Source organism: Streptomyces sp. NPDC107538 (assembly GCF_055657445.1).
Map to the genome: position 1 here is coordinate 607,647 of NZ_JBVKAY010000001.1, position 19,896 is coordinate 627,542.

The 19,896-nt window shown below is 71.9% G+C and carries 14 protein-coding genes; 11 read left to right on the forward strand and 3 right to left on the reverse strand.

Features of this window, described 5'->3' with window-relative positions:
- Positions 1 to 122: 122 nt before the first annotated feature.
- Positions 123 to 716, reverse strand: a complete 594-nt coding sequence (locus ACZ7MG_RS02665; protein WP_471385675.1) for a TetR/AcrR family transcriptional regulator — start codon at positions 714 to 716, stop codon at positions 123 to 125.
- 525 nt (positions 717 to 1,241) lie between these two features.
- On the opposite strand from ACZ7MG_RS02665, the gene ACZ7MG_RS02670 reads away from it, so the two are divergent.
- From ACZ7MG_RS02670 to ACZ7MG_RS02715, 10 genes are all read left to right on the forward strand, one after another.
- Positions 1,242 to 1,769: a hypothetical protein gene (locus tag ACZ7MG_RS02670; protein ID WP_471385673.1), complete on the forward strand. Its 528-nt coding sequence runs from the start codon at positions 1,242 to 1,244 to the stop codon at positions 1,767 to 1,769.
- Between the two features lie 430 nt (positions 1,770 to 2,199).
- A complete protein-coding gene (locus ACZ7MG_RS02675) occupies positions 2,200 to 4,329 on the forward strand; it encodes a hypothetical protein (protein WP_471385671.1) in 2,130 nt (709 codons plus the stop codon).
- 186 nt (positions 4,330 to 4,515) lie between these two features.
- Positions 4,516 to 6,024 (forward strand): GT4 family glycosyltransferase PelF, encoded by a 1,509-nt coding sequence (gene pelF, locus ACZ7MG_RS02680; protein ID WP_471396763.1) that lies wholly within the window; start codon positions 4,516 to 4,518, stop codon positions 6,022 to 6,024.
- Positions 6,021 to 7,439 (forward strand): hypothetical protein, encoded by a 1,419-nt coding sequence (locus ACZ7MG_RS02685; protein WP_471396711.1) that lies wholly within the window; start codon positions 6,021 to 6,023, stop codon positions 7,437 to 7,439. The genes pelF and ACZ7MG_RS02685 overlap by 4 nt, the downstream gene beginning before the upstream one ends.
- Before the next feature lie 57 nt (positions 7,440 to 7,496).
- Complete coding sequence (locus tag ACZ7MG_RS02690; RefSeq protein ID WP_471396713.1) at positions 7,497 to 8,498, forward strand: GDP-mannose 4,6-dehydratase; 1,002 nt, start codon at positions 7,497 to 7,499, stop codon at positions 8,496 to 8,498.
- Between the two features lie 84 nt (positions 8,499 to 8,582).
- Positions 8,583 to 9,296, forward strand: a complete 714-nt coding sequence (locus ACZ7MG_RS02695; RefSeq protein ID WP_471396716.1) for a nucleotidyltransferase family protein — start codon at positions 8,583 to 8,585, stop codon at positions 9,294 to 9,296.
- A 7-nt stretch (positions 9,297 to 9,303) separates the two neighbouring features.
- Positions 9,304 to 10,389, forward strand: coding sequence for an NAD-dependent epimerase/dehydratase family protein (locus ACZ7MG_RS02700; RefSeq protein ID WP_471396717.1), 1,086 nt, complete (start codon positions 9,304 to 9,306; stop codon positions 10,387 to 10,389).
- The gene (locus ACZ7MG_RS02705; protein ID WP_471396719.1) at positions 10,386 to 11,048 is read left to right on the forward strand and encodes a spherulation-specific family 4 protein; all 663 of its coding nucleotides are present in this window, start codon (positions 10,386 to 10,388) and stop codon (positions 11,046 to 11,048) included. Before ACZ7MG_RS02700 ends, ACZ7MG_RS02705 begins: the two co-directional genes overlap by 4 nt.
- Positions 11,045 to 11,851: an endo alpha-1,4 polygalactosaminidase gene (locus ACZ7MG_RS02710; protein ID WP_471396722.1), complete on the forward strand. Its 807-nt coding sequence runs from the start codon at positions 11,045 to 11,047 to the stop codon at positions 11,849 to 11,851. The genes ACZ7MG_RS02705 and ACZ7MG_RS02710 overlap by 4 nt, the downstream gene beginning before the upstream one ends.
- Positions 11,852 to 12,036: 185 nt before the next feature.
- Positions 12,037 to 13,266, forward strand: coding sequence for a PP2C family protein-serine/threonine phosphatase (locus tag ACZ7MG_RS02715; RefSeq protein WP_471396725.1), 1,230 nt, complete (start codon positions 12,037 to 12,039; stop codon positions 13,264 to 13,266).
- Positions 13,267 to 13,291: 25 nt separating this feature from the next.
- Here ACZ7MG_RS02715 and ligA read toward each other — a convergent pair whose 3' ends face one another.
- Both ligA and ACZ7MG_RS02725 read right to left on the reverse strand, forming a co-directional pair.
- Positions 13,292 to 15,409, reverse strand: coding sequence for an NAD-dependent DNA ligase LigA (gene ligA, locus ACZ7MG_RS02720; protein WP_471396727.1), 2,118 nt, complete (start codon positions 15,407 to 15,409; stop codon positions 13,292 to 13,294).
- 178 nt (positions 15,410 to 15,587) lie between these two features.
- Complete coding sequence (locus ACZ7MG_RS02725) at positions 15,588 to 17,033, reverse strand: glyceraldehyde-3-phosphate dehydrogenase (RefSeq protein ID WP_471396731.1); 1,446 nt, start codon at positions 17,031 to 17,033, stop codon at positions 15,588 to 15,590.
- 209 nt (positions 17,034 to 17,242) lie between these two features.
- Between ACZ7MG_RS02725 and ACZ7MG_RS02730 the strand changes: the two genes are divergently transcribed.
- Positions 17,243 to 19,891 carry a glycoside hydrolase family 2 TIM barrel-domain containing protein gene (locus tag ACZ7MG_RS02730; protein ID WP_471396734.1) on the forward strand — a complete coding sequence of 883 codons (2,649 nt, stop codon included), beginning with the start codon at positions 17,243 to 17,245 and terminating at the stop codon, positions 19,889 to 19,891.
- Positions 19,892 to 19,896: the final 5 nt, after the last annotated feature.

A 19,896-nucleotide genomic window follows, 5' to 3' on the forward strand; every position in this document is an offset into this window, starting at 1 on the left:
CCGTAGACCTACGTAACCGAAGTACGTACTACCGGCCAGTCACCGGCCCCGAACGCCGTAGGCCCGGGGTGCTCACCCTCCGCAGTGGCACACGGTTCAGAACTGCTTTGCGACCTCACCCCTCAACCGATCCCGCTCCGCAGCCCGTCCAGCAGCCGGTCCAGTGCCGCCGCCGACTGCTCCAGGGCCTCCGGGTCCGTCGACCTGGCCAGCCAGAGCGCCGCCTCGTTCATCGCGCCCGACAGGAGGCGGGCCAGCGGCTCGACCGGCTGATCGGCGATGATCCCGGTGTCGACGAGGAGGGCGAGGGCCGCGGTGAGATGCCGGGCGGAGGACCGCTCGTCCATGGCCCGCCACTCGTCCCAGCCCAGCACGGTCGGCGCGTCCACCAGCAGGACGCGGCGCATGGCCGGATCGGAGCCGGCGGCCAGGAAGGCGCGGCAGCCGGCCCGTAGCTGCTCCCACGGGTCGTCGTGCCGCCCGGCGGCCTCCGCGACCCGCTCGCCGAGTTCCCCCTGCGCCTCGGCGACCACGGCCCGGAAGAGCCCCGCCTTGCTGCCGAAGTGGTGGTAGGCCGCGCCCTTGGTGACGCCCGCCGCGCGGGCCACGTCGGCGAGCACCACGGCGTGATAGCCGTCGGCGGCGAACCGCCGTCGCCCCTCGGCCAGCAGCGCCCGCCGCGTCACCGCGCGCTGTTCGGCCCTCGTCGATGCCATCGGTGCCGCACCCCTTCCCTTCGCATACCCCAGGTATGTTAGCGTCCCCCTATCGCATACCCGGGGTACGTGAAGCGGGCGTACGCCCGCTCGACAAGCCGACTGGTACGTCAGCCTCCACCGCCCGGACGCGCCGCGGGGCGAGCCCCCTCGCCGGCGGACCGCTGACCTCACCAGGGTCCGGTCAGGCGCACGCTCCCGCCGACCGGGCCCGGGTCACCACTTGACGGCCGGAAATCGGCGGATGGCCGAGAAGCCCCGCCCCGCACGGCGGCGTGGGGCCGGCCCACAAGGTGAACTACGCGCCATTACCGTCCCGTCCGCAGCACGGGCCGGACCGGCATCACCCACCTCCTCCGCACCCCCCGTCACATCGCGGTTACCGTGCGCTGATGTGGGCGCTGGGGTCGCCGCCACGGATTCACCGCAGTGCCTTCACTCGCCGCACACTTCCGGCCGAGCGGCATCCGGCCGGTCCCCGTCGGGGCAGACGGCGCGCTCGGCGGATGCCTAGCCTCCCGGCCCATGCGATCACCACTGATGAGACGCTTCGGCCTCGGTGCCGTCCTGGCCCTCGCCCTCGCCGTGTTCGGCATGGCGCCCAGTGCGAGCGCGGTCGCCGCGGCACCCGCGGAGCTGACGTTCACCACCAGCAGTGCCACCACCACGCCCGGCGGCACGGTCGACGTGTCGATGACGATCACGAACAGCCACACCTACGACGTCTGGTTCGTCTACCAGACCATCGAGCCGACCTGGCTGACCAACCAGCGTCCCGACCTGAAGTACTCCTTCACCGGCTGCAGCCTCGCCACGGCCGCCGGCGCCACCCCCTGCTCCGGGACCGGCCCCGCCAACCTCGGCACCAACTACGGCGCCACGATCCCGCCCGGCCAGAGCCGTACGGTCACGCTGACGCTCCAGGTCGCCGCCGACTCCGGCTGCAACGGCAACATCGGCTTCTACTCGTACTTCTACGCCGAGTTCAGCGACAGCACGAACGTCAGCGGCGGCCCGGTGTACACCCCCGAGACCCGGGTGCTCTGCGCCTGACGGTCCGCCGGGAAGATGGACGGCCGTGACGGGAGTGACCTGAAATGATCTGCGATCGGGCTTCCGTCATGGTCTGGACCACTGGCGAACGATTTCGCGGGCCCGGACGGTCCGCCGGTACGCCCCGCAGGGCCCGGACCAGCGCGCCGGGCCCTCGCGGTCCTCGGGCGCCACGCCCAGGGGCGGATGAGAAAACGTCCAATTCGGTTCCAGATTCGCTCAGTTGGACACCTGCGCTTTTCCGTCATGTTTCGCTGCATGACCACGAAAGCCACACACAGACACCACTATGTGACGCGACGGATGCGTCGACGACTGGGTTCTGAGGGGGACGCCGGCGTCACGCAAGGGGTGTGTCCGCTCCAGGGGGTGTCGCGAAGCACCCCCTGAGAGGCGTGCTCATCCCTGCCCGGGGAGGGGACTTCACCGCATGAAGCGGACCTTACGCAGCACCGTGCTCACGGTGGGCGCGCTCATCGCCGCGCTCGGCCTGCCGGCCGGCCCGGCACAGGCCGACGACACCACACCCCGTATCGACCTGCGCGTCCTGGTGGTGAGCGACGGCGGCCCGTCGACGGACGCGATAGCCGCCGAACTCACCGAGGCCGGCACGCCGTACACCGAGATCGACCTCACCAGCGCCGACCGGCCCGTCATCGACGCGGGCTTCCTCGCGGACACCGTCGACGACCGGCCGCGCGCCAAGTTCCAGGCCGTGGTGCTGCCCAACGACAACCCGTTCCCGGCCGGTTCGGCGGAGATGGCGGCGCTCGCGACGTACGAGCAGACGTACGCGATCCCCCAGGTCGACGCCTACACCTACGCGCGTCCAGAAGCCGGTTTGCAGTATCCCGTGTACGGCGGCTACTCCGGCAGCCTCGACGGCGCCGAGGCCCAGGTGACCGACGCCGGGCAGGCGGGCCCCTTCGGCTACCTCGACGGCGCGGTGCCTTTCGAGGACAACGACCCGGCCATCGGCGAGAGTTACGCCTACCTGTCCAGACCGGTGGCGGGCGCCGACTTCACCTCCTACGTCGACGCGGCGATCCCCGGCCAGTCCACGCGCGGCTCGCTGGTCGGCGAGTACCGGCACGACGGGCGCCGCGAACTCGTCGTCACCTTCGTCTACAACCAGTACCAGCAGCAGTTCCGGCTGCTGGCCCGCGGCATCGTCGAGTGGATGACCGGCGGCGTGCACCTGGGCGCGTCACGGAACTACTTCGCCGTACACGTCGACGACGTCTTCGCCGCCGACGACCGCTGGAACACCGAACTCAACTGCACCCCGGGCGACGTCGACTGCACCGACCCGAACGTGGAGCCCGACCCCATCCGCATGACCCCGGACGACGTCGACCACGCCACCGCCTGGCAGACCGAGCAGAACTTCACCCTCGACCTCGCGTACAACGGCGCCGGCAGCGTCGACCACCGCGAGGACAACAACGGCGACGACGCCCTCACCGACAAGTTCGTCGCGGACCGGAACCAGTTCCGCTGGATCAACCACACCTACTCGCACCCCTTCCTCGGCTGCGTCCAGGACACCAGCGTGGTCCCCTGGAAATGCGCGACCGCCGCGGACGGCTCCACCCGGTGGGTCAGCCGGAACGACATCTCCGACGAGATCGCCACCAACCGGGTCTGGGGCGAGAGCGCCGGACTCCCCCTGGAGAACGGCGAGTTGGTCACCGGTGAGCACTCCGGCATGAAGGTGCTCCCGCAACAGCCCGTGGACAACCCCAATCTGGCGCTCGCCCTCGACGACAACGACATCGCCTGGCTCGGCTCCGACAACTCCCGCGAGCCCGCCCAGCGTCAGGTCGGCCCCGCCACCACCGTCCCCCGCTACCCGATGAACGTCTTCTACAACGCGGGCCGGGCCGCCGAACAGGTCGACGAGTACAACTGGATCTACACCAGCCGCGCCCAGGGCGGCAGCGGCATCTGCGAGGACAACCCGGCGACCACCACCTGCCTCACGGCCCCGCTGGACACGGCCACCGGCTACGACGAGGTCATCGTGCCGCTGGAGAAGCGGATCGCCCTCGGCCACGTCCTCGCCAACGACCCGAAGCCGCACTTCATCCACCAGTCGAACCTGGCCGAGGACCGCATCGCCTACCCGGTGCTCGACGGCGTCCTCGACGGCTACGCGGCCCTGTTCGCCGAGAACACCCCCGTGGTCAACCTGCGGATGAAGGACATCGGCACCGAACTCCAGCGCAGGGCCGCCTGGCGGGCCGCCCTCCAGGCCGGCGAGATCACCGCCTACCGCATCGGCGACACCGTCACCGTCGAGGCACCGGACGGCCTGGCGATCACCGCCACCGCGCCCACCGGCACCACCCTCGCCGGTTCCGCCTTCGGGGACGCCTACGCGGGCGCGGTCTCCGGCTGGACCCCGTCCGCGGGCGCCCCCCTGGCCCTCGCCCTGCCGACGTCCGCCGACACCCCGGCCGACGTCACCGGCGAGTCGGCCGAGACCACGGCTCCGGCGCCCGACACCCGCGTCCCCGCAGGCGTCAGCGACAGAGTGCCGTACACCGCGGACAACTGACGACGGCACCCGCCCGTACCCCGTCCCGGCCGCCCGACCGGCGGCCGGGACCGGCAGGGAGTCACCGGAGTCACCGCGATCACCGCGATCACCGGGATCACCGGGATCACCGGGATCACCGGGATCACCGGGATCACCGGGATCACCGGGAACCACCACCCCACACCACGGCCGTGGAGCACACCGATGCCCGTACCCCACGACGCGCGCCGACTCGGCGCGACGCGCGTCACCCTCCTCACCGAAGGCACCTATCCCCACAGTCACGGCGGCGTGAGCGTCTGGTGCGACCAGCTCGTCCAGGGCATGCCCGACCTCGACTTCGATGTCATCGCCGTCACGGGCACCGGGCGGGAACCCGTCGTCTGGGACCTGCCCGCCCATGTGTCCCGCGTGCTGTCCGTCCCCATGTGGGGCGACCCGCCGGAGGGCCGCCCGCCCCGGGGCCGCGCCCGGCAGCGGCTCACCACCGCCTACGAGCGGTTCCTCACCGCGCTGTTGGACCCGGGCGCCGAGAGCGGGTTCGCGCCCGCCCTGTACGAGCTGGCCGACGCGGCGGCGGACCGCACACTCAGCCCCTTCCTGCGCTCGGACCGGGCGATCGCCCTGCTGGCCGCCGTCTGGAACCGCCCCGGCCTCGCCGTACGCGAGGCCCGGCCCACCCTGCACGACGCGCTCACCGCGACCTCCCTGCTGGAACACGCCCTGCGCCCGCTCGCCGCACCGCCACCCGAGACCGGCGTCGCCCACGCGGTCAGCGGCGGGGTCGCCGTCCTCCCGGGCCTCGCCGCCCTCGAACGGCACGGCGTACCCCTGCTGCTGACCGAACACGGCGTCTACCTCCGCGAGCGCTACCTCGGCTATCGCACCGCCCCCTACCGCTGGCCCGTCAAAGCCGTTGTCCTCGGCTTCTTCCGCCTCCTCGCCGAGGAGACCTACCGCAGGGCCGCCCTGATCACCCCGGGCAACCGCTACAACCGGCTCTGGGAGGAACAGGGCGGCGCCGACCCCGAGTCCATCCGCACGGTCTACAACGGCGTCGACCCCGCCGCGTTCCCGCCCGCCGGGCCCGAGCCGGACACGCTCACCCTCAGCTGGGCGGGCCGCGTCGACCCCATCAAGGACCTGGAGACCCTCATCCGGGCCTTCGCCCTCGTCAGGGACCAACTCCCCATCGCGCGGCTGAGGTTGTTCGGCGGCACACCGCGCGGCGGCGAGGCCTACCGCGACCGCTGCGAGGCACTCGCCGCCGAACTGGGCCACGCCGACGCGGTCACCTTCGAGGGCCGCGTCGACGACATCAAGGACGCCTACGCGGCCGGCAACGTGGTGATGCTGTCCAGCATCAGCGAGGGCTTCCCGTTCACCCTGATCGAGGCCATGTCCTGTGGTCGGGCCACCGTCTCCACCGACGTGGGCGGCGTCCGCGAAGCCGTCGGCGACACCGGGCTCGTGGTGCCGCCGCGCGACCCGGAGGCGATGGCGAAGGCCGCTCTGGAACTCCTGGGCGACCCCGCGCGCCGCCGGGCGATGGGCGAGGCGGCACGGCTACGGGTGATCGAACAGTTCACCCTCCGCCAGACCATCGACACCTTCCGCTCCATCTACCTCGAACTGCCCACCCTGGACCGGCAGTCGACCGGCCCCGCGCTCCCGGCGGCGGCACCGGCCCCGATCAGCACGGTGGCCGGATGAGCGGGCCCATGTCACTCGAACCCGGCGGCGTCGAACACGACACCCTCGCCATCCGGCTGGCCGACCGGCGCCGCCCGCGCCGCCGCCCCAGCTGGGCCCTCGGCGACGACACCACCCTCACCATCCGGCTGCCCCACCAGGGCCCCGACGAGGAGGCCGTCAGCGAACTCGCCGCCGAACTCGCCGACCGCGTCGGCCCCGCCGTCCACCCCTACGAGGTCGCCGCCCTGCTGGAGGCCGAGGGCCTGTCCGCCACCCTCATCAAGGACCGGTACGGCCACCCCAACCTGTTCTCGCTCGCCTCGGCGCTCTACGAACGGGTACCCCGCACCTTCCCGGAACCGGCGCCCACCGCCGACCCCTGGCGCCCCGACACCGTCCGCTGCCTCCTGCGGGGCGTGCTCTTCGCCCTGCCCGGCCTCGCCTATCTGCTGACCGCACCCCTGTGGAACCCCGGCGCCCACGCCCCCGCCCTCATCGTCGCCGGACTCGTCTCCTGGGCCTGGGGCCAGGCCCTCGGCCACCGCGCCCACCTGCGGATGGCGACCGGACGCCACGAGGCCGGCCGTACGCTCCTGACCGGCGCCCCCGTCGGCGCGCTGGTCGCCACGGCGATCGCCGCGCTCCCGGCGGAAGGCGGCCCGGTGACCCTGGTGGCCGCCGCGCAGTCCGCGTACCTCGCGGCGGCGGGCGTCCTGCTGGTCCTCGGCCGGGAACGCCAACTCCTCGCCGCGCTCAGCCCGTTGATCGCCGGCGCCGCCGTCCTGCCCTGGTGGGAACCGGGCCCCTGGCCACGCGCCGGACTGCCTCTCCTCGCCCTGCTCGCCACCCTCGCCGTCACCGGCCGGACCCTGAGAGCCGCCCTGACCACCCCTTCCGTACCCGACGCCCGCCGCCCCCGCCTCCTGTGGTCCCTGCCGTACGGCCTCTTCGGGCTGGCCGCCGGTGTGCTGGTGCTCCTTGAAGGCCGCGACGAGCCGTACGCCGTGATCGTGCTGACGGTGAGCATGGGCCCGGCGGAGTGGCTGCTCTACCGCTACCGGGGCCTGTCGGTGGCCGCGCTGCGGGCCGCGGCGACACCCGCCGGGTTCCTGCTGCGCTCGGCCGGCATCCTCGGCCTCTGCCTGCTCGCCTACCTGCTGCCGCTGCTGCCGGCGGCCCTGCTCACCGACGCCGACCCGGCGCCCCTGCTCCTGCTCGCGGCCGTCCTGTGGACCGCACTGCTGCTCCAGGCGTTCGGGGCGGCCTGGCCACCGGCCGCGATCTGCCTCACGGCCGCGGGCACCGCCGGGGCCGTCACCCTGCTGCGGCTGCCACCCGGCGACCTGGCGCTGCCCCTGTGCTGCGCCGCCGCCGCGCTCTGTCTGTCGGCGTGCGCGCTGCGGCTGCTCGGCCGGCCCGCGCCGCACGCCTGAGCCCCGGGCCCACCCACGACCACCACCCACCACCAACTCACCGGAAGGACACACCAGTTGACCTCCGCACCGCTCGCCGCCGTCACCGGAGCCGAGGGCTTCATCGGCTCGCATCTGACCGAGGCGCTCGTCGCCGCCGGCCACCGGGTCCGGGCCATGGCCCAGTACAACTCCTTCTCCTCCTACGGCTGGCTGGAGACCCTGCGCCCGGACGTCCTGGACCAGGTCGACATCGTCCTCGGCGACGTCCGCGACCCCGGCTCGGTCCGCTCCCTCCTCGACGGCGCCGACACCGCCTACCACCTGGCCGCCCTCATCGCGATCCCGTACTCCTACCAGGCACCCCACAGTTACGTGGACACCAACGTCACGGGCACCCTCAACGTCCTGGAGGCCGTCCGCACCCTCGGCACCCCGCGCCTGGTGCACACCTCCACCAGCGAGACCTACGGCACCGCGCAAACGGTGCCGATCACCGAGGACCACCCGATCAACACCCAGTCCCCGTACGCCGCTTCGAAGGCGGGCGGGGACCGGCTCGCCGACAGCTACCACGCCAGCTTCGACACCCCCGTCGTCACCCTGAGACCCTTCAACACCTTCGGGCCGCGACAGTCGATGCGCGCGGTGATCCCCACCGTGATCGGCCAAGTGGCCGCCGGAGAACGGGAGATCACCCTCGGCGACCTGCGCCCCACCCGGGACTTCACCTTCGTCAAGGACACCGCGCAGGCGTTCCTGGCCGTCGGCACCGCGCCCGCCGCGCAGGTCGTGGGCCGCACCTTCAACGCCGGGACCGGCGGGGAGATTTCGGTCGGCGACCTCGTCGCGCTGATCGGGAAGGTGATGGACAGCGACCTCGACGTCCGCGAGGACACCGCCCGCATCCGGCCGGCGAACTCCGAGGTGATGCGGCTCGTCGCGGACGCGAGCCGACTGACCGCCGCGACCGGCTGGCGGCCCGCCCACACCCTGGAGGAAGGCCTCGCGCACACCGTGGAGTTCTTCCGCGACCCGGCCCACCTCGCCCGCTACAAGACCGGCATCTACAACATCTGACTCCCGTCCGGCACGGCCGCGGCACACCTGCGAAGTGCGTCCGCGCAGCACATCCCCGAAGCACCTCGACGAAGGAGGAGCACCATGCACGCAGTGATCCTGGCGGGAGGCAAGGGCGTACGACTGCGGCCCTACACGACCGCGCTGCCGAAGCCGCTCGTCCCCATCGGCGACCAGCACGCCATCCTGGAGATCGTGCTGCGCCAGCTCTCCACGGCCGGCTTCACCCATGTCACCCTCGCCATCGGCCACCTCGGCGAGATCATCCGCGCCTACGTCGGCGACGGCTCCCAGTGGGGCCTGACCGTCGACTACGCCATCGAGGAGAGCCCCCTCGGCACCATGGGCCCGCTGCTCAACCTGCGGGAGAGACTGCCCGAGTCGTTCCTCGTCATGAACGGCGACATCCTCACCGACCTCGACTACGCCGACGTCCTGCGCCGCCACCGCGCGTCCAAGGCGCCGCTCACCATCGCCACCTACGCCCGCAAGGTCCACATCGACTTCGGCGTGCTGACCACCGACGACTCCAAGGTCGTCGCCTTCACCGAGAAGCCGAGCATGGACTACCGCGTCTCCATGGGCGTCTACGGCGTCTCCCGCTCCACCCTGAACGACTACACCCCCGGACTGCCGCTGGGCTTCGACGAGTTGGTCCTCGATCTGATCAGGGCTCAGAACCAGCCCCACGCCTACGACTTCGACGGATACTGGCTGGACATAGGGCGCCCCGACGACTACGACCGGGCCAACGCCGAGTTCACCACCCGCAAGTCGCTTCTGCTCAAGGGAGCCTGAGCACCACATGCGCATTCTCGTCCTGGGGCACACCGGCTATCTGGGCACCCACATCGCCGAGGGGCTGCGGGCCCTGCCGGGCGCGCTGGTCCTCGGCGGTGGACGCGGACCCACCGCCGACCACACCGTGGACCTCGCGACCATCGGCCCACCGGAACTGGCGAAGATCCTGGCCTCGGCCGCGCCCGACACCGTGGTCAACTGCGCGGGCGCGATCGGCGGCGATCCCGTGACCCTCGCCGAGGTCAACGCCCGCGGCCCCGCCGTGCTGTGCGCCGCGCTCCGCGAGGCCGCCCCCGGCGCCCGGCTGGTGCACCTCGGCTCGGCCGCCGAGTACGGCCCCGGCGTCCCGGACATCAGGGTCACGGAGTCGGCGGCCACCCGGCCGCTCGCCCCCTACGGCGCGACCAAGCTCGCGGGCACGGTCGCCGTGACCACCTCCGGCCTCGACGCGGTGGTCCTGCGCGTCGGCAACCCGGTCGGTCCCGGCGCCCCACCGACCGGCCTGCCCGGCCGTATCGCCACACTGCTCCGCACGGCCGGCACCGACCCCGACGCCGTCCTGCCCCTGGGCGACCTCTCCGCGTACCGCGACTTCGTCGACGTCCGCGACGTCACCCGGGCGGTCGCGCTCGTGGCCACGGCCCCCGGTCCGCTGCCCCGCGTCCTCAACATCGGCGGGGGCCGGGCCGTCCCGGTCCGCGAGGTCGTCCTGGGCCTGGCGGCCAAGGCCGGCTTCCGGGGCCGGATCGCGGAGAACGCGCTCGGTACGGGGGCGCGCGGCGGAACGGGGGCGGTGGGCCGCGCGGGGACGGGTGCGGGTGGGGTGACGGGGGCGGGCGCCGGGCCTGCCGGGGCCCCTGGGGCGGCCGGGACTGCCGGGAACGCTCCTGGTGCGGCTGCCGTCCCGGCGTCGCCGGCCGGGTCCGTCCGCTCGGCCGACGTGTCGTGGCAGTGTTCCGACATCACCGCCGCCGAGGCGGCCCTCGGATGGCGACCCGTGCACAGCCTGGACGACGCGCTCACCGCGCTGTGGGAGAGCGGACGGGACGACAACGGCGGGGGCGGCGAGAAGGGTGAGCGTACGCCGTGAGTCTGCTGATCCCGCTGTATGTCCACCCGGCCGAGGACCCGGGCGCCTGGCACCGGCTGATCCGGGCCGCGACCCGCACGTACGGCGTCGTCCTCAACCCGGCGAACGGCCCCGGCGACGGCCCCGACCCCGCGTTCACCGCGGCGGCCGGGGCACTGCGCGCGGCCGGGGCCCGGCTGCTCGGTTACGTCGACACCGACTACGGGGTGCGCGACCGCGCCGAGATCGCCGACGACGTACGCCGTCACCAGGAGTGGTACGCGGCCGACGGCTGCTTCCTCGACCAGGTGACGGCCACCCCGGACGGCCTGCCCGCCTGCCGTCGGCTCGTCCGGGCCGTACGCCGGCTCGGCGCCGGGACCGTCGTCCTGAACCCCGGGGTGCATCCGGCCCCGGGGTACGCCCGCCTCGCCGACCTGACCGTCACCTTCGAGGGCCACTGGTCGACGTACGTGTCGGCGTTCAGCAGGCCCACCTGGGCCGCCCGGCACCCACCCGAGCGGCTCTGCCACCTCGTCTACGGCGTCCCCGAGGCCCTCGTCCCGCTCGCCGTCCGCACCGCGCACGACCGGGGCGCCGCGGTCTGCGGTCCGGTCACCGGTGAACCACCCAACCCCTGGGCCCAGTTGACCCCCGCGCTCACCGGGACGGACCGATGAGGCGACCGCCGCTCGCGTACCTCGTGCTGCTGGCCGCGCTGGTGGCCTCGACGCTGTCGGGCTGCACCGGTGACGGCGACAGCGACAAGGGCACGGACTCCAGGGCGCTGTGGAAACCCCGGCCCGGTCTCGCCTGGCAGTGGCAGCTGGACGGCAGGGTCGACCCCTCGGCGGACGTACCGGTCTACGACATCGACGGCTTCGAGAACACGGCGGCGGACGTGGCCCGGCTGCACCGCGACGGCCGGAAGGTCATCTGCTACATCAACGTCGGCGCCTGGGAGGACTTCCGCCCCGACAAGGACGACTTCCCGCGCGCCCTGCTCGGCGAGCAGAACGGCTGGGCGGGCGAACGATGGCTGGACATCCGGAAGCTCTCCGCGCTGCGGCCGATCATGGAACGCCGCTTCGACATGTGCCGCGACAAGGGGTTCGACGCGGTGGAGCCCGACCTGCTGGAGGGCTACGGCAACGACACCGGGTTCCCCCTCACCGCACGGGACCAGCTGACATACAACCGCCTGATCGCGGACATCGCCCACGACCGCGGCCTGTCCGTGGGTCTGAAGAACGACCTGCCGCAGATCCCCCAGCTGCTGGACGACTTCGACTTCGCGGTCAACGAGGAGTGCGCCCAGTACGACGAATGCGCGCTCCTCACCCCGTTCATCAAGGCGGGCAAGGCGGTGTTCCACGTCGAGTACACCGAACCCAGGAACAGCTTCTGCGCGGAGTCCCGCAGACTGCGGCTGTCGTCAATGGTGAAGCGACTGGAACTCGGGGTCTGGCGACAGCCCTGCTGAGGTGGACATCCTGCTTCGTGCCGCCCGCTGACCGGAGCGCGGACCCCTGCAGGGGCCGCGACGCTGCGTCTTATATCGCACAACCGTGCGTGACCAGCCCTTTTTTCCGGAACAGGACCGCGCCCCCGAAGCCATCCGATCCTATGGTGGAGATCAGGCACGGGGCGGACGCTGAGGCGGCGACCATGGCGGATACGGAGATCGACTACGCGGCGGTGTTCCAGGCGCTGCCGGGCATGGTGGCGCTGCTGACACCCGAGCTGGTGTACGCGGAGGCGAACGAGGAGTTTCTGCGGATGGCGGGCCGCACCCGCGAACAGGTCGTCGGCCGGTACCTCTTCGACGTCTTCCCCGACAACCCCGAGGACCCCTCCGCGAACGGCATGCGCAATCTGGCGGCCTCCCTCAACCGGGTCGTCGAGACCGGCGAGCGGGACGCCATGGCGCTGCAGCGCTACGACGTGGAATCGGCCGAGCGCCCGGGGGAGTGGTCGGAGCGCTACTGGAGCCCGGTGAACGCCCCCGTCCTCGGCCCCGACGGCAAGGTGGTGCTGCTGATCCACAAGGTGGAGGAGGTCACCGAGCTGATCCGGGCCCGCGAGCGCGCCCCCGACAACCGCGCCCAGGTGATGGAGGCCGAGCTGTACACCCGTGCCCGGGAACTGCAGGAGGTCAACGAACGGCTCCGCGAGGCGCACGCCCATGAACGGGAGGTCGCGCTCGTCCTGCAGAAGGCGATGCTCCCCGCGCCCAGCCCGCTCGGCCACCACCGGGCCGCCGTGCGCTACCAGCCCGCGACCGACGCGCTGAACGTGTGCGGCGACTGGTACGACCTCGTCGACCTGTCCGGCGTCGACCGCATCGGGATCGCCGTCGGTGACGTGGTCGGACACGGGCTGGCCGCCGCCTGTGTCATGGGCAAGCTGCGCAGCGCGCTGAGCGCCGCGTCCCTGGTGGCGGACGGCCCCGCCGAGGCACTGGACGCGCTCGGCCTGTACGCCCGCTCCGTCGACGGCGCCGAGAACACCACCGCCGTGCAGACCTGCGTCGACTGGGACACCCATACGATCACCTACAGCAGCGCCGGTCATCTGCCGCCCGCCCTGCTGCGCCGGGACGGCAGCGTCGTCCTCCTCGACCAGGCCACCGATCCACCGCTCGGCGCCCGCCCGGAACACACGCCCCGCCTTGAGGCGACCCTCGGCTTCACCGAGGGCGACATGCTCGTCCTCTACACGGACGGTCTCATCGAACGCCGGGACGAGGACATCGACGTCAGCCTCGACCGTCTCGCCGGCGCGCTCACCCGCCACCGCCGGGCCGGGCCCGAGCCCCTCGCCGACGCACTCCTGCTGGACCTCCTCCCCGAGGGACGGGCCACCGACGACGCGGCCCTCGTGATCATCCGCCTCTGAGCGGGGCTTCCGCGTGGTCGTCGGCTCAGTCGAGGAAATCGGCCACCAGCGCGGCGAACTCGTCCGGGTCGGCCAGCCGGATGCCGAGCGTCTCGGCCTTGGCACGCTTGGAGCCGGCGTTCTCGCCCGCGACGACCAGAGATGTCTTCTTCGAGACGCTGGACGAGGCGCGTCCGCCCGCCCGTTCGATGAGTTCGTTCATCTGGTTGCGGCTGAGCTTCTCCAGAACGCCGGTCATCGCACCCGTGACCACCACGGCCATCCCGGCGAGCGGACCGCCCGGCTCCGGGGAGGGCACCGGAGAGTCGGCATCGGCGTCAGCCTTGGCCTCGGCATCGGCGGACGTGTCGTCGGCCGGGGCGGGCGGTGTGGCGCCCGGCTCGGTCATGTTCACCCCGGCCGCCACCAGCTTGTCGATGAGCGGGGCCAGTTCGGCCAGTTCGGCCACGATGGACGGGGCCTTCTCGGTGCCGATGCCCTCGACCCGCTGGATCGCCTCGGCGTCGGCGGCCCGCAGGTGGTCCATGGTGGCGAAGTACCGGGCGATCCGGCGGGACATGGAGCGTCCCGTGCCCCGCACCCCCAGCGCGCACAACACCCTGGACAACGGCCGCCCCTTGGCCGTCTCCAGCGCGGTCAGGAGGTTGTCGGTGCTGGTCTCACCCATGCGCTCCAGACCGAGGAGCTGCTCCCGGGTGAGCGTGAACAGATCCGCGAGGTCCGCCACCAGGCCCGCCTCGACGAGCTGGACGACCCGGGTGTGGCCGAGCCCTTCCACATCGAGCTGGTCGCGGCCGACCGCGTACGAAAGGGACGCCACCAAGTGGCAGTTGCGGCCGTTCTCGCAGCGCCAGCGCTGCTCCCCGGTGTCGATGGCGGAGCCGCATCTCGGGCACACCTCGGGGAAGACGATGGGCTGTTCGTCGCCGGTGCGCAGATGGGCGACGGGCGCCTCCACACGCGGGATGACGTCACCGGCGCGGTGCACCATGACGTGGTCGCCCAGCCGCAGATCGCGACGGGTGATGTCGGCCGGGTTGTGCAGGGTGGCGTAGGTGATCGTGGAGCCGTCGATCTCGACCGGCTCCAGCACGCCGCGCGGGGCGATGATGCCGGTCCGGCCCACGTTCCACTGCACCTCCAGAAGCCGGGTGATCTTCTCGACGGCGGGCAGTTTGTACGCGATCGCCCAGCGCGGGGCGCGCGAACCCGACCCGGCGGCCCGCTGGTCGGCGGCGAGGTCGGCCTTGACGACGATCCCGTCGATCCCGAACGGCAGCTCGGCCCGCAGCGCGCCGATCTCCTTGACCCGGTCCAGGACGGCCTCGACCGAGTCGGCGGTGACACCCGGCACGGCCGTGCTCGCGGTGGTGTTCACGCCCAGTTCGGCGGCCCGCGCCATCAGCTCGCTGTGCGCCAGCTCGCCCAGCCGCGCCACGGACTCGGCGTCCGTGTCCGGCAGTGCCAGCAGCCCGTATCCGAAGAACGTCATCGGCACGGTGTACGCCCGCTCCCTGGCCCGCAGGGTGCCCGCCGCCGCGTTCCGCGGATTCGCGAACGGCTGCCCGCCATGCCCGGTGCGCACCTCGTTGGCGTGCTCGAACTGGGCGTTCGTCATGAGGACTTCGCCCCGCACCTCCACGGTGACCGGCTCGGCCAGCTCGCCCGGCAGGCCCTCGATGGTGCCGATGGCGTGCGAGACGTCCTCCCCGGCCGTCCCGTCGCCCCGCGTGATCAGCCGGGTGAGCCGCCCCTGGGTGTAGCGGGCGGCGACCGCCAGCCCGTCGAGCTTCGGCTCCACCCCGAACCGCTCCACGTCGTGCCCGATCCGCCGGGCCAGCGACGCCGTCCACGCGGTGAACTCCTCGCCCGAGAACACGTTGTCCAGGCTCAGCATCGCCACCGTGTGCGGCACATCCCCCTCGACCGCCCCGCCGGCCACCTTGCCCGTCGGCGAGTCCGGCAGCACCTGATCGGGATGCTCCGCCTCCCACGCCGCGATCCCCCGCACGAGCCGGTCGTAGGCGTCGTCGTCCAACACCGACGTCCCGCCCGTGTAGTAGGCGGCCGAAGCCCGCACCGCGTCCTCGACGGCCTGGGCGTACGCGGCGGCATCCACGATCACTGCAACTGATGTCGTCATGCGGTCCATCCTGCCTGCCACCACTGACAACGCCCCGTTCGCCAGGAACGGGCGGCGCTCAGCGCTTCGGCCGGGTGAAGTGGAAGCAGTCAGGGGCCGGGAGAGCGGATCACTCTCCCGGCCCCTGAACCGAACCGACCGAACCGACCGAACCGACCGAACTGACCGGCCCGACCGATCAGACCGCCGGCGACGGGTACGTCGGGTACTCCACCCCGGAGACGTGCTGGACGACGCGGATGACTTGGCAGGAGTAGCCGAACTCGTTGTCGTACCAGAGGTAGAGGATCGCGTTGTCGCCGTCGACCTTGGTGGCGCCCGCGTCGACGATCGAGGCGTGCCGGGAGCCGATGAAGTCGCTGGAGACCGAGTCGGGCGCGTTGGTGAAGTCGATCTGGCGCTTGAGCGGTGACGTCAGCGAGACGTTGCGGAGGTAGTCGAGGACCTCCTCGCGGTCGGTCTCCCGGCCGAGGCGCAGGCTGAGGATCGCGATCGAGACGTCCGGGACGGGCACGCGGATCGAGCTGCCGGTGATCGGCGCCTTCAGCTCGGGCAGCGCCTTGGCGACGGCCGACGCGGCACCCGTCTCGGTGATCACCATGTTGAGCGGCGCGGAACGGCCCCGACGGTCCGACTTGTGGTAGTTGTCCAGCAGGTTCTGGTCGTTGGTGAACGAGTGGACGGTCTCCACATGGCCGCGCAGCACGCCGAACTCGTCGTCCATCGCCTTCAGTGGCGGGACTATGGCGTTGGTGGTGCAGGAGGCGCAGGACAGGATCTGCTCGTCCGGCTTGATCGTGTCGTGGTTGACGCCGTGCACGATGTTCGGGACGTCACCCTTGCCGGGCGCGGTCAGCACGACCTTGTCGATACCGGGACGCAGATGCGTCGACAGACCCTCGCGGTCACGCCACTTGCCGGTGTTGTCGATGAGGATCGCGTTCTTGATGCCGTACTCGGTGTAGTCCACCTCGGACGGGTCGCCGGCGTAGATCACCTTGATCTCGTTGCCGTTGGCGTTGATCGTGCTGGTCGCCTCGTCCACGGTGATCGTGCCCTGGAACTGGCCGTGGATGGAGTCCCGGCGCAGCAGCGAGGCGCGCTTGACGATGTCCTGTTCACCGCCACCGCGTACGACGATGGCGCGCAGCCGCAGCCCGTTGCCCGAGCCGGCCTTCTCGATCAGCAGCCGGGCCACGAGGCGGCCGATGCGGCCGAAGCCGTAGAGGACGACGTCGCGTCCCTCGCCGCCCTCGATCTTGTTGGCGCCCGTGGCGCCGGCGACGGCCTCGGCCGTGAACTCCTCGACCGACAGCCCCCGGTCGTCGGCCCGGTGGGCCTCGGCGAGCAGACCGATGTCGATCTGGGAGGGGCCGAGGTCGAGCGTGGTGAGGGTCTGGAGGAACGGCAGGGTGTCGGTGACCGAGAGCTCCACACCGGCGATCTGGCGGGCGAAGCGGTGGGTCTTCAGGATGCTGACCACCGACTTGTTCACCAAGGAGCGGCTGTGCAGCAGGACCGTCACGTCCCGCTCACGGTGCAGCTTCCCGATGATCGGGATCATCGACTCCGCGATCTCCTCGCGGTTCTTCCATTGGGTGAACGAGTCCTCGTTGACAGTCACAGATTTATCTTTCGAGCTAGGCGGCGCTCATATGCTAACCACCCCGCTCGGAGGAGACGCACCGAGGGGGTACACATCACACTCCTGTCACCCCCGACCCTTGACGCCACAGCCGCGACGCCCTACTCCTGACATGTCTATGCCAGTTCAGCATTCTGCTTGAGGTTCGACATACCGAATTCATCTGAAGTGTGCGGAGGGTGACAGGGATGACGACGAGGCGACGACGCATCACACGCCGCAGGGCACTCCAGCTCGGCGCGGCGGCCACCGCGGCGGGCGCGGCCGCGACGGCACCGGACCTCGGGGGCACGGCCGTCGCCGCCGAAGCCCGGGGCGGGAAGGCCGTCGAACGCGAGCAGTCGTTCGACGAAGGGTGGCTCTTCTTACGCGGCGACGCCCCCGGCGCCCAGGAACCCGCCCACGACGACGGCTCCTGGCGCCCGCTCGACCTCCCGCACGACTGGAGCATCGAGGACCTCCCGTACGCCGACTCCGACGGCGGCGGCGCCACGAGCTTCCCCTCCCTGCTGGTGCCCAAGGAGCCCGACCCGGCCTGGCCCACGCCCCCTCGGGTGATCGGCCCGTTCGACCCGGACCGCAGCGAGAACGGGGGTTCGATCGGCTACACGGTCGGCGGAGTCGGCTGGTACCGCAAGCACTTCCGCGTCGGGGGGACGGCCGACGCGGCCCGGTCACATATCGAGCTGCGGTTCGACGGGGTGTACCAGAACGCGGACGTCTGGCTGAACGGGAAACACCTCGGCTTCCACCCCCACGGCTACACCTCCTTCGCCCACGACCTCACCCCGCACCTCGATCCGACCGGCCCGAACGTGCTCGCCGTCCGCGTCGACAACACCGGCCGCAACAGCCGCTGGTACGCGGGCTCGGGCATCTACCGGCACACCTGGCTCACGGTCACCGGCCCCGTCCGCATCCCCCTCTGGGGCGTGCACCTGACGACCCCCGAGGTGAGCACCGGCCGCTCGCTCGCCCGCGCCGAGGTGTCCGTCGCCAACCTGGGGGAGCGGCCCGCGTCGGCGGCCGTCCGCGTGACGGTCCTCGACCCGCGCGGCAGGACCGTCGCCGTACGCCGCGCACCCGCCCGTGCCCTCGCACCGGGCGCCACGGACGTCGTGACCCTCGACCTCCCCCTCAGACGGCCGGCGCTGTGGTCCATGGACACCCCGCACCTGTACACCGCGCGCACCGAGATCCTCGTCGACGGCGGGACCGTCGACACGGTCACCACCACCTTCGGGATCCGCTCCCTGGCCTGGAACGGCGAGAGCGGCCTCCTCCTCAACGGCCAACCGGTCAAGGTGATGGGCGGCAACGTCCACCACGACCACGGTCCGCTGGGCGCCGTCGCCCTCGACCGCTCCGAGGAACGCCGCGTCGAGATCCTCAAGGAGGCCGGCTTCAACTCCCTCCGCACGGCCCACAACCCGCCCACCCCGGCCCTGCTCGACGCCTGCGACCGCCTCGGCATGCTGGTGATGGACGAGTTCTTCGACGTCTGGGACACCGGCAAGAACCCCGACGACTACTCCACGCACTTCGCCGAGTGGTGGGAGCGCGACCTGACGAGCACGGTCCTGCGCGACCGCAACCATCCCAGCGTGGTCATGTGGTCGCTGGGCAACGAGATCACCGACCGTACGAACGGCCACCGGGGCGCCGAACTCGCGGCCCTGCTCCGCACCCTCGACACCACCCGGCCGGTCACCCTCGGCGGCGGCTCCACCCACTCGCCGGACGACCCGTCCTGGAACTACGTCGACATCGGCGACGTCCACTACAACGCCAACGGCAAGGGCTACGCCCAGATGCACGCCGCCCACCCCGGCAAGGCGATGACGCACAACGAGACGTTCCCGGCCACGATCCACCAGGACATCACCTTCGCCGACCGGCACGACTGGGCCGTGGGCACCTGGGTCTGGGCCGCCTGGGACTACCTCGGTGAGGCCGGCATCGGCAAGACGGCCATCCCGCCGGCCGGCACGGGCGCGACCATCGGCGACCAGAGCGTCATGCCCGGCTGGTCGATCTCCCGCGAACTGCACCACACCTGGGGCGGGTTCGGCTATCCGTACCCCTACTTCCACGCGAACTGCGGCGACTTCGATCTCATCGGACAGCGCAAACCGCAGAGGCACTGGCGGGCCGCCGTCACCGGCCGCAGCCCCGTCGAACTCCTCGTGGAACGCCCGACCCCACCCGGCACCGAGCAAGTCGCCCTGTGGTGGGGCTACTTCGACGAACTCGCGAGCTGGACATGGGAGGGCGTGGAGCACGGACGTCCGATGACCGTGCACGTCTACACACCCGGCGACCGCGTACGGCTGCTGCTCGACGGCGAGGAGTTCCCCGGCGGCGCCCCGACCGCTCCCGAGCGGGCCATGGCCACCTTCACGGTCCCCTACCGGCCGGGCGCACTGACGGCGGTCGCCGAGCGGGACGGCACGGAGATCGGCCGGACGACCCTCACCACGGTCGGCGCCCCGGCCGCCCTGCGGCTCGTGTCCGACGTCCGGACGCTCACCACCGGCCGCGACGACCTCGCCCACGTCCTCGTCGAAGTGGTCGACCGCCACGGCCGGGTCGTTCCCGACGCCACCCGCAAGGTCACCTTCGAGACCGCCGGCGCCGGGGAACTGTTCGGCGTCGCCAACGGCAACCCGCACAACGTCGACAGTTTCCGCCGCCCGTCCCGCCACACCTGGCACGGCAAGGCGCTCGCGATCCTCCGCCCGGCGAAACGACCGGGCCGCCTCACCCTCACCGCACGCTCCTCGGGCCTGCGCCCGGCGACCCTCGCGCTACCAGTCCGCCGCCACCGACGCGCATAAATCCG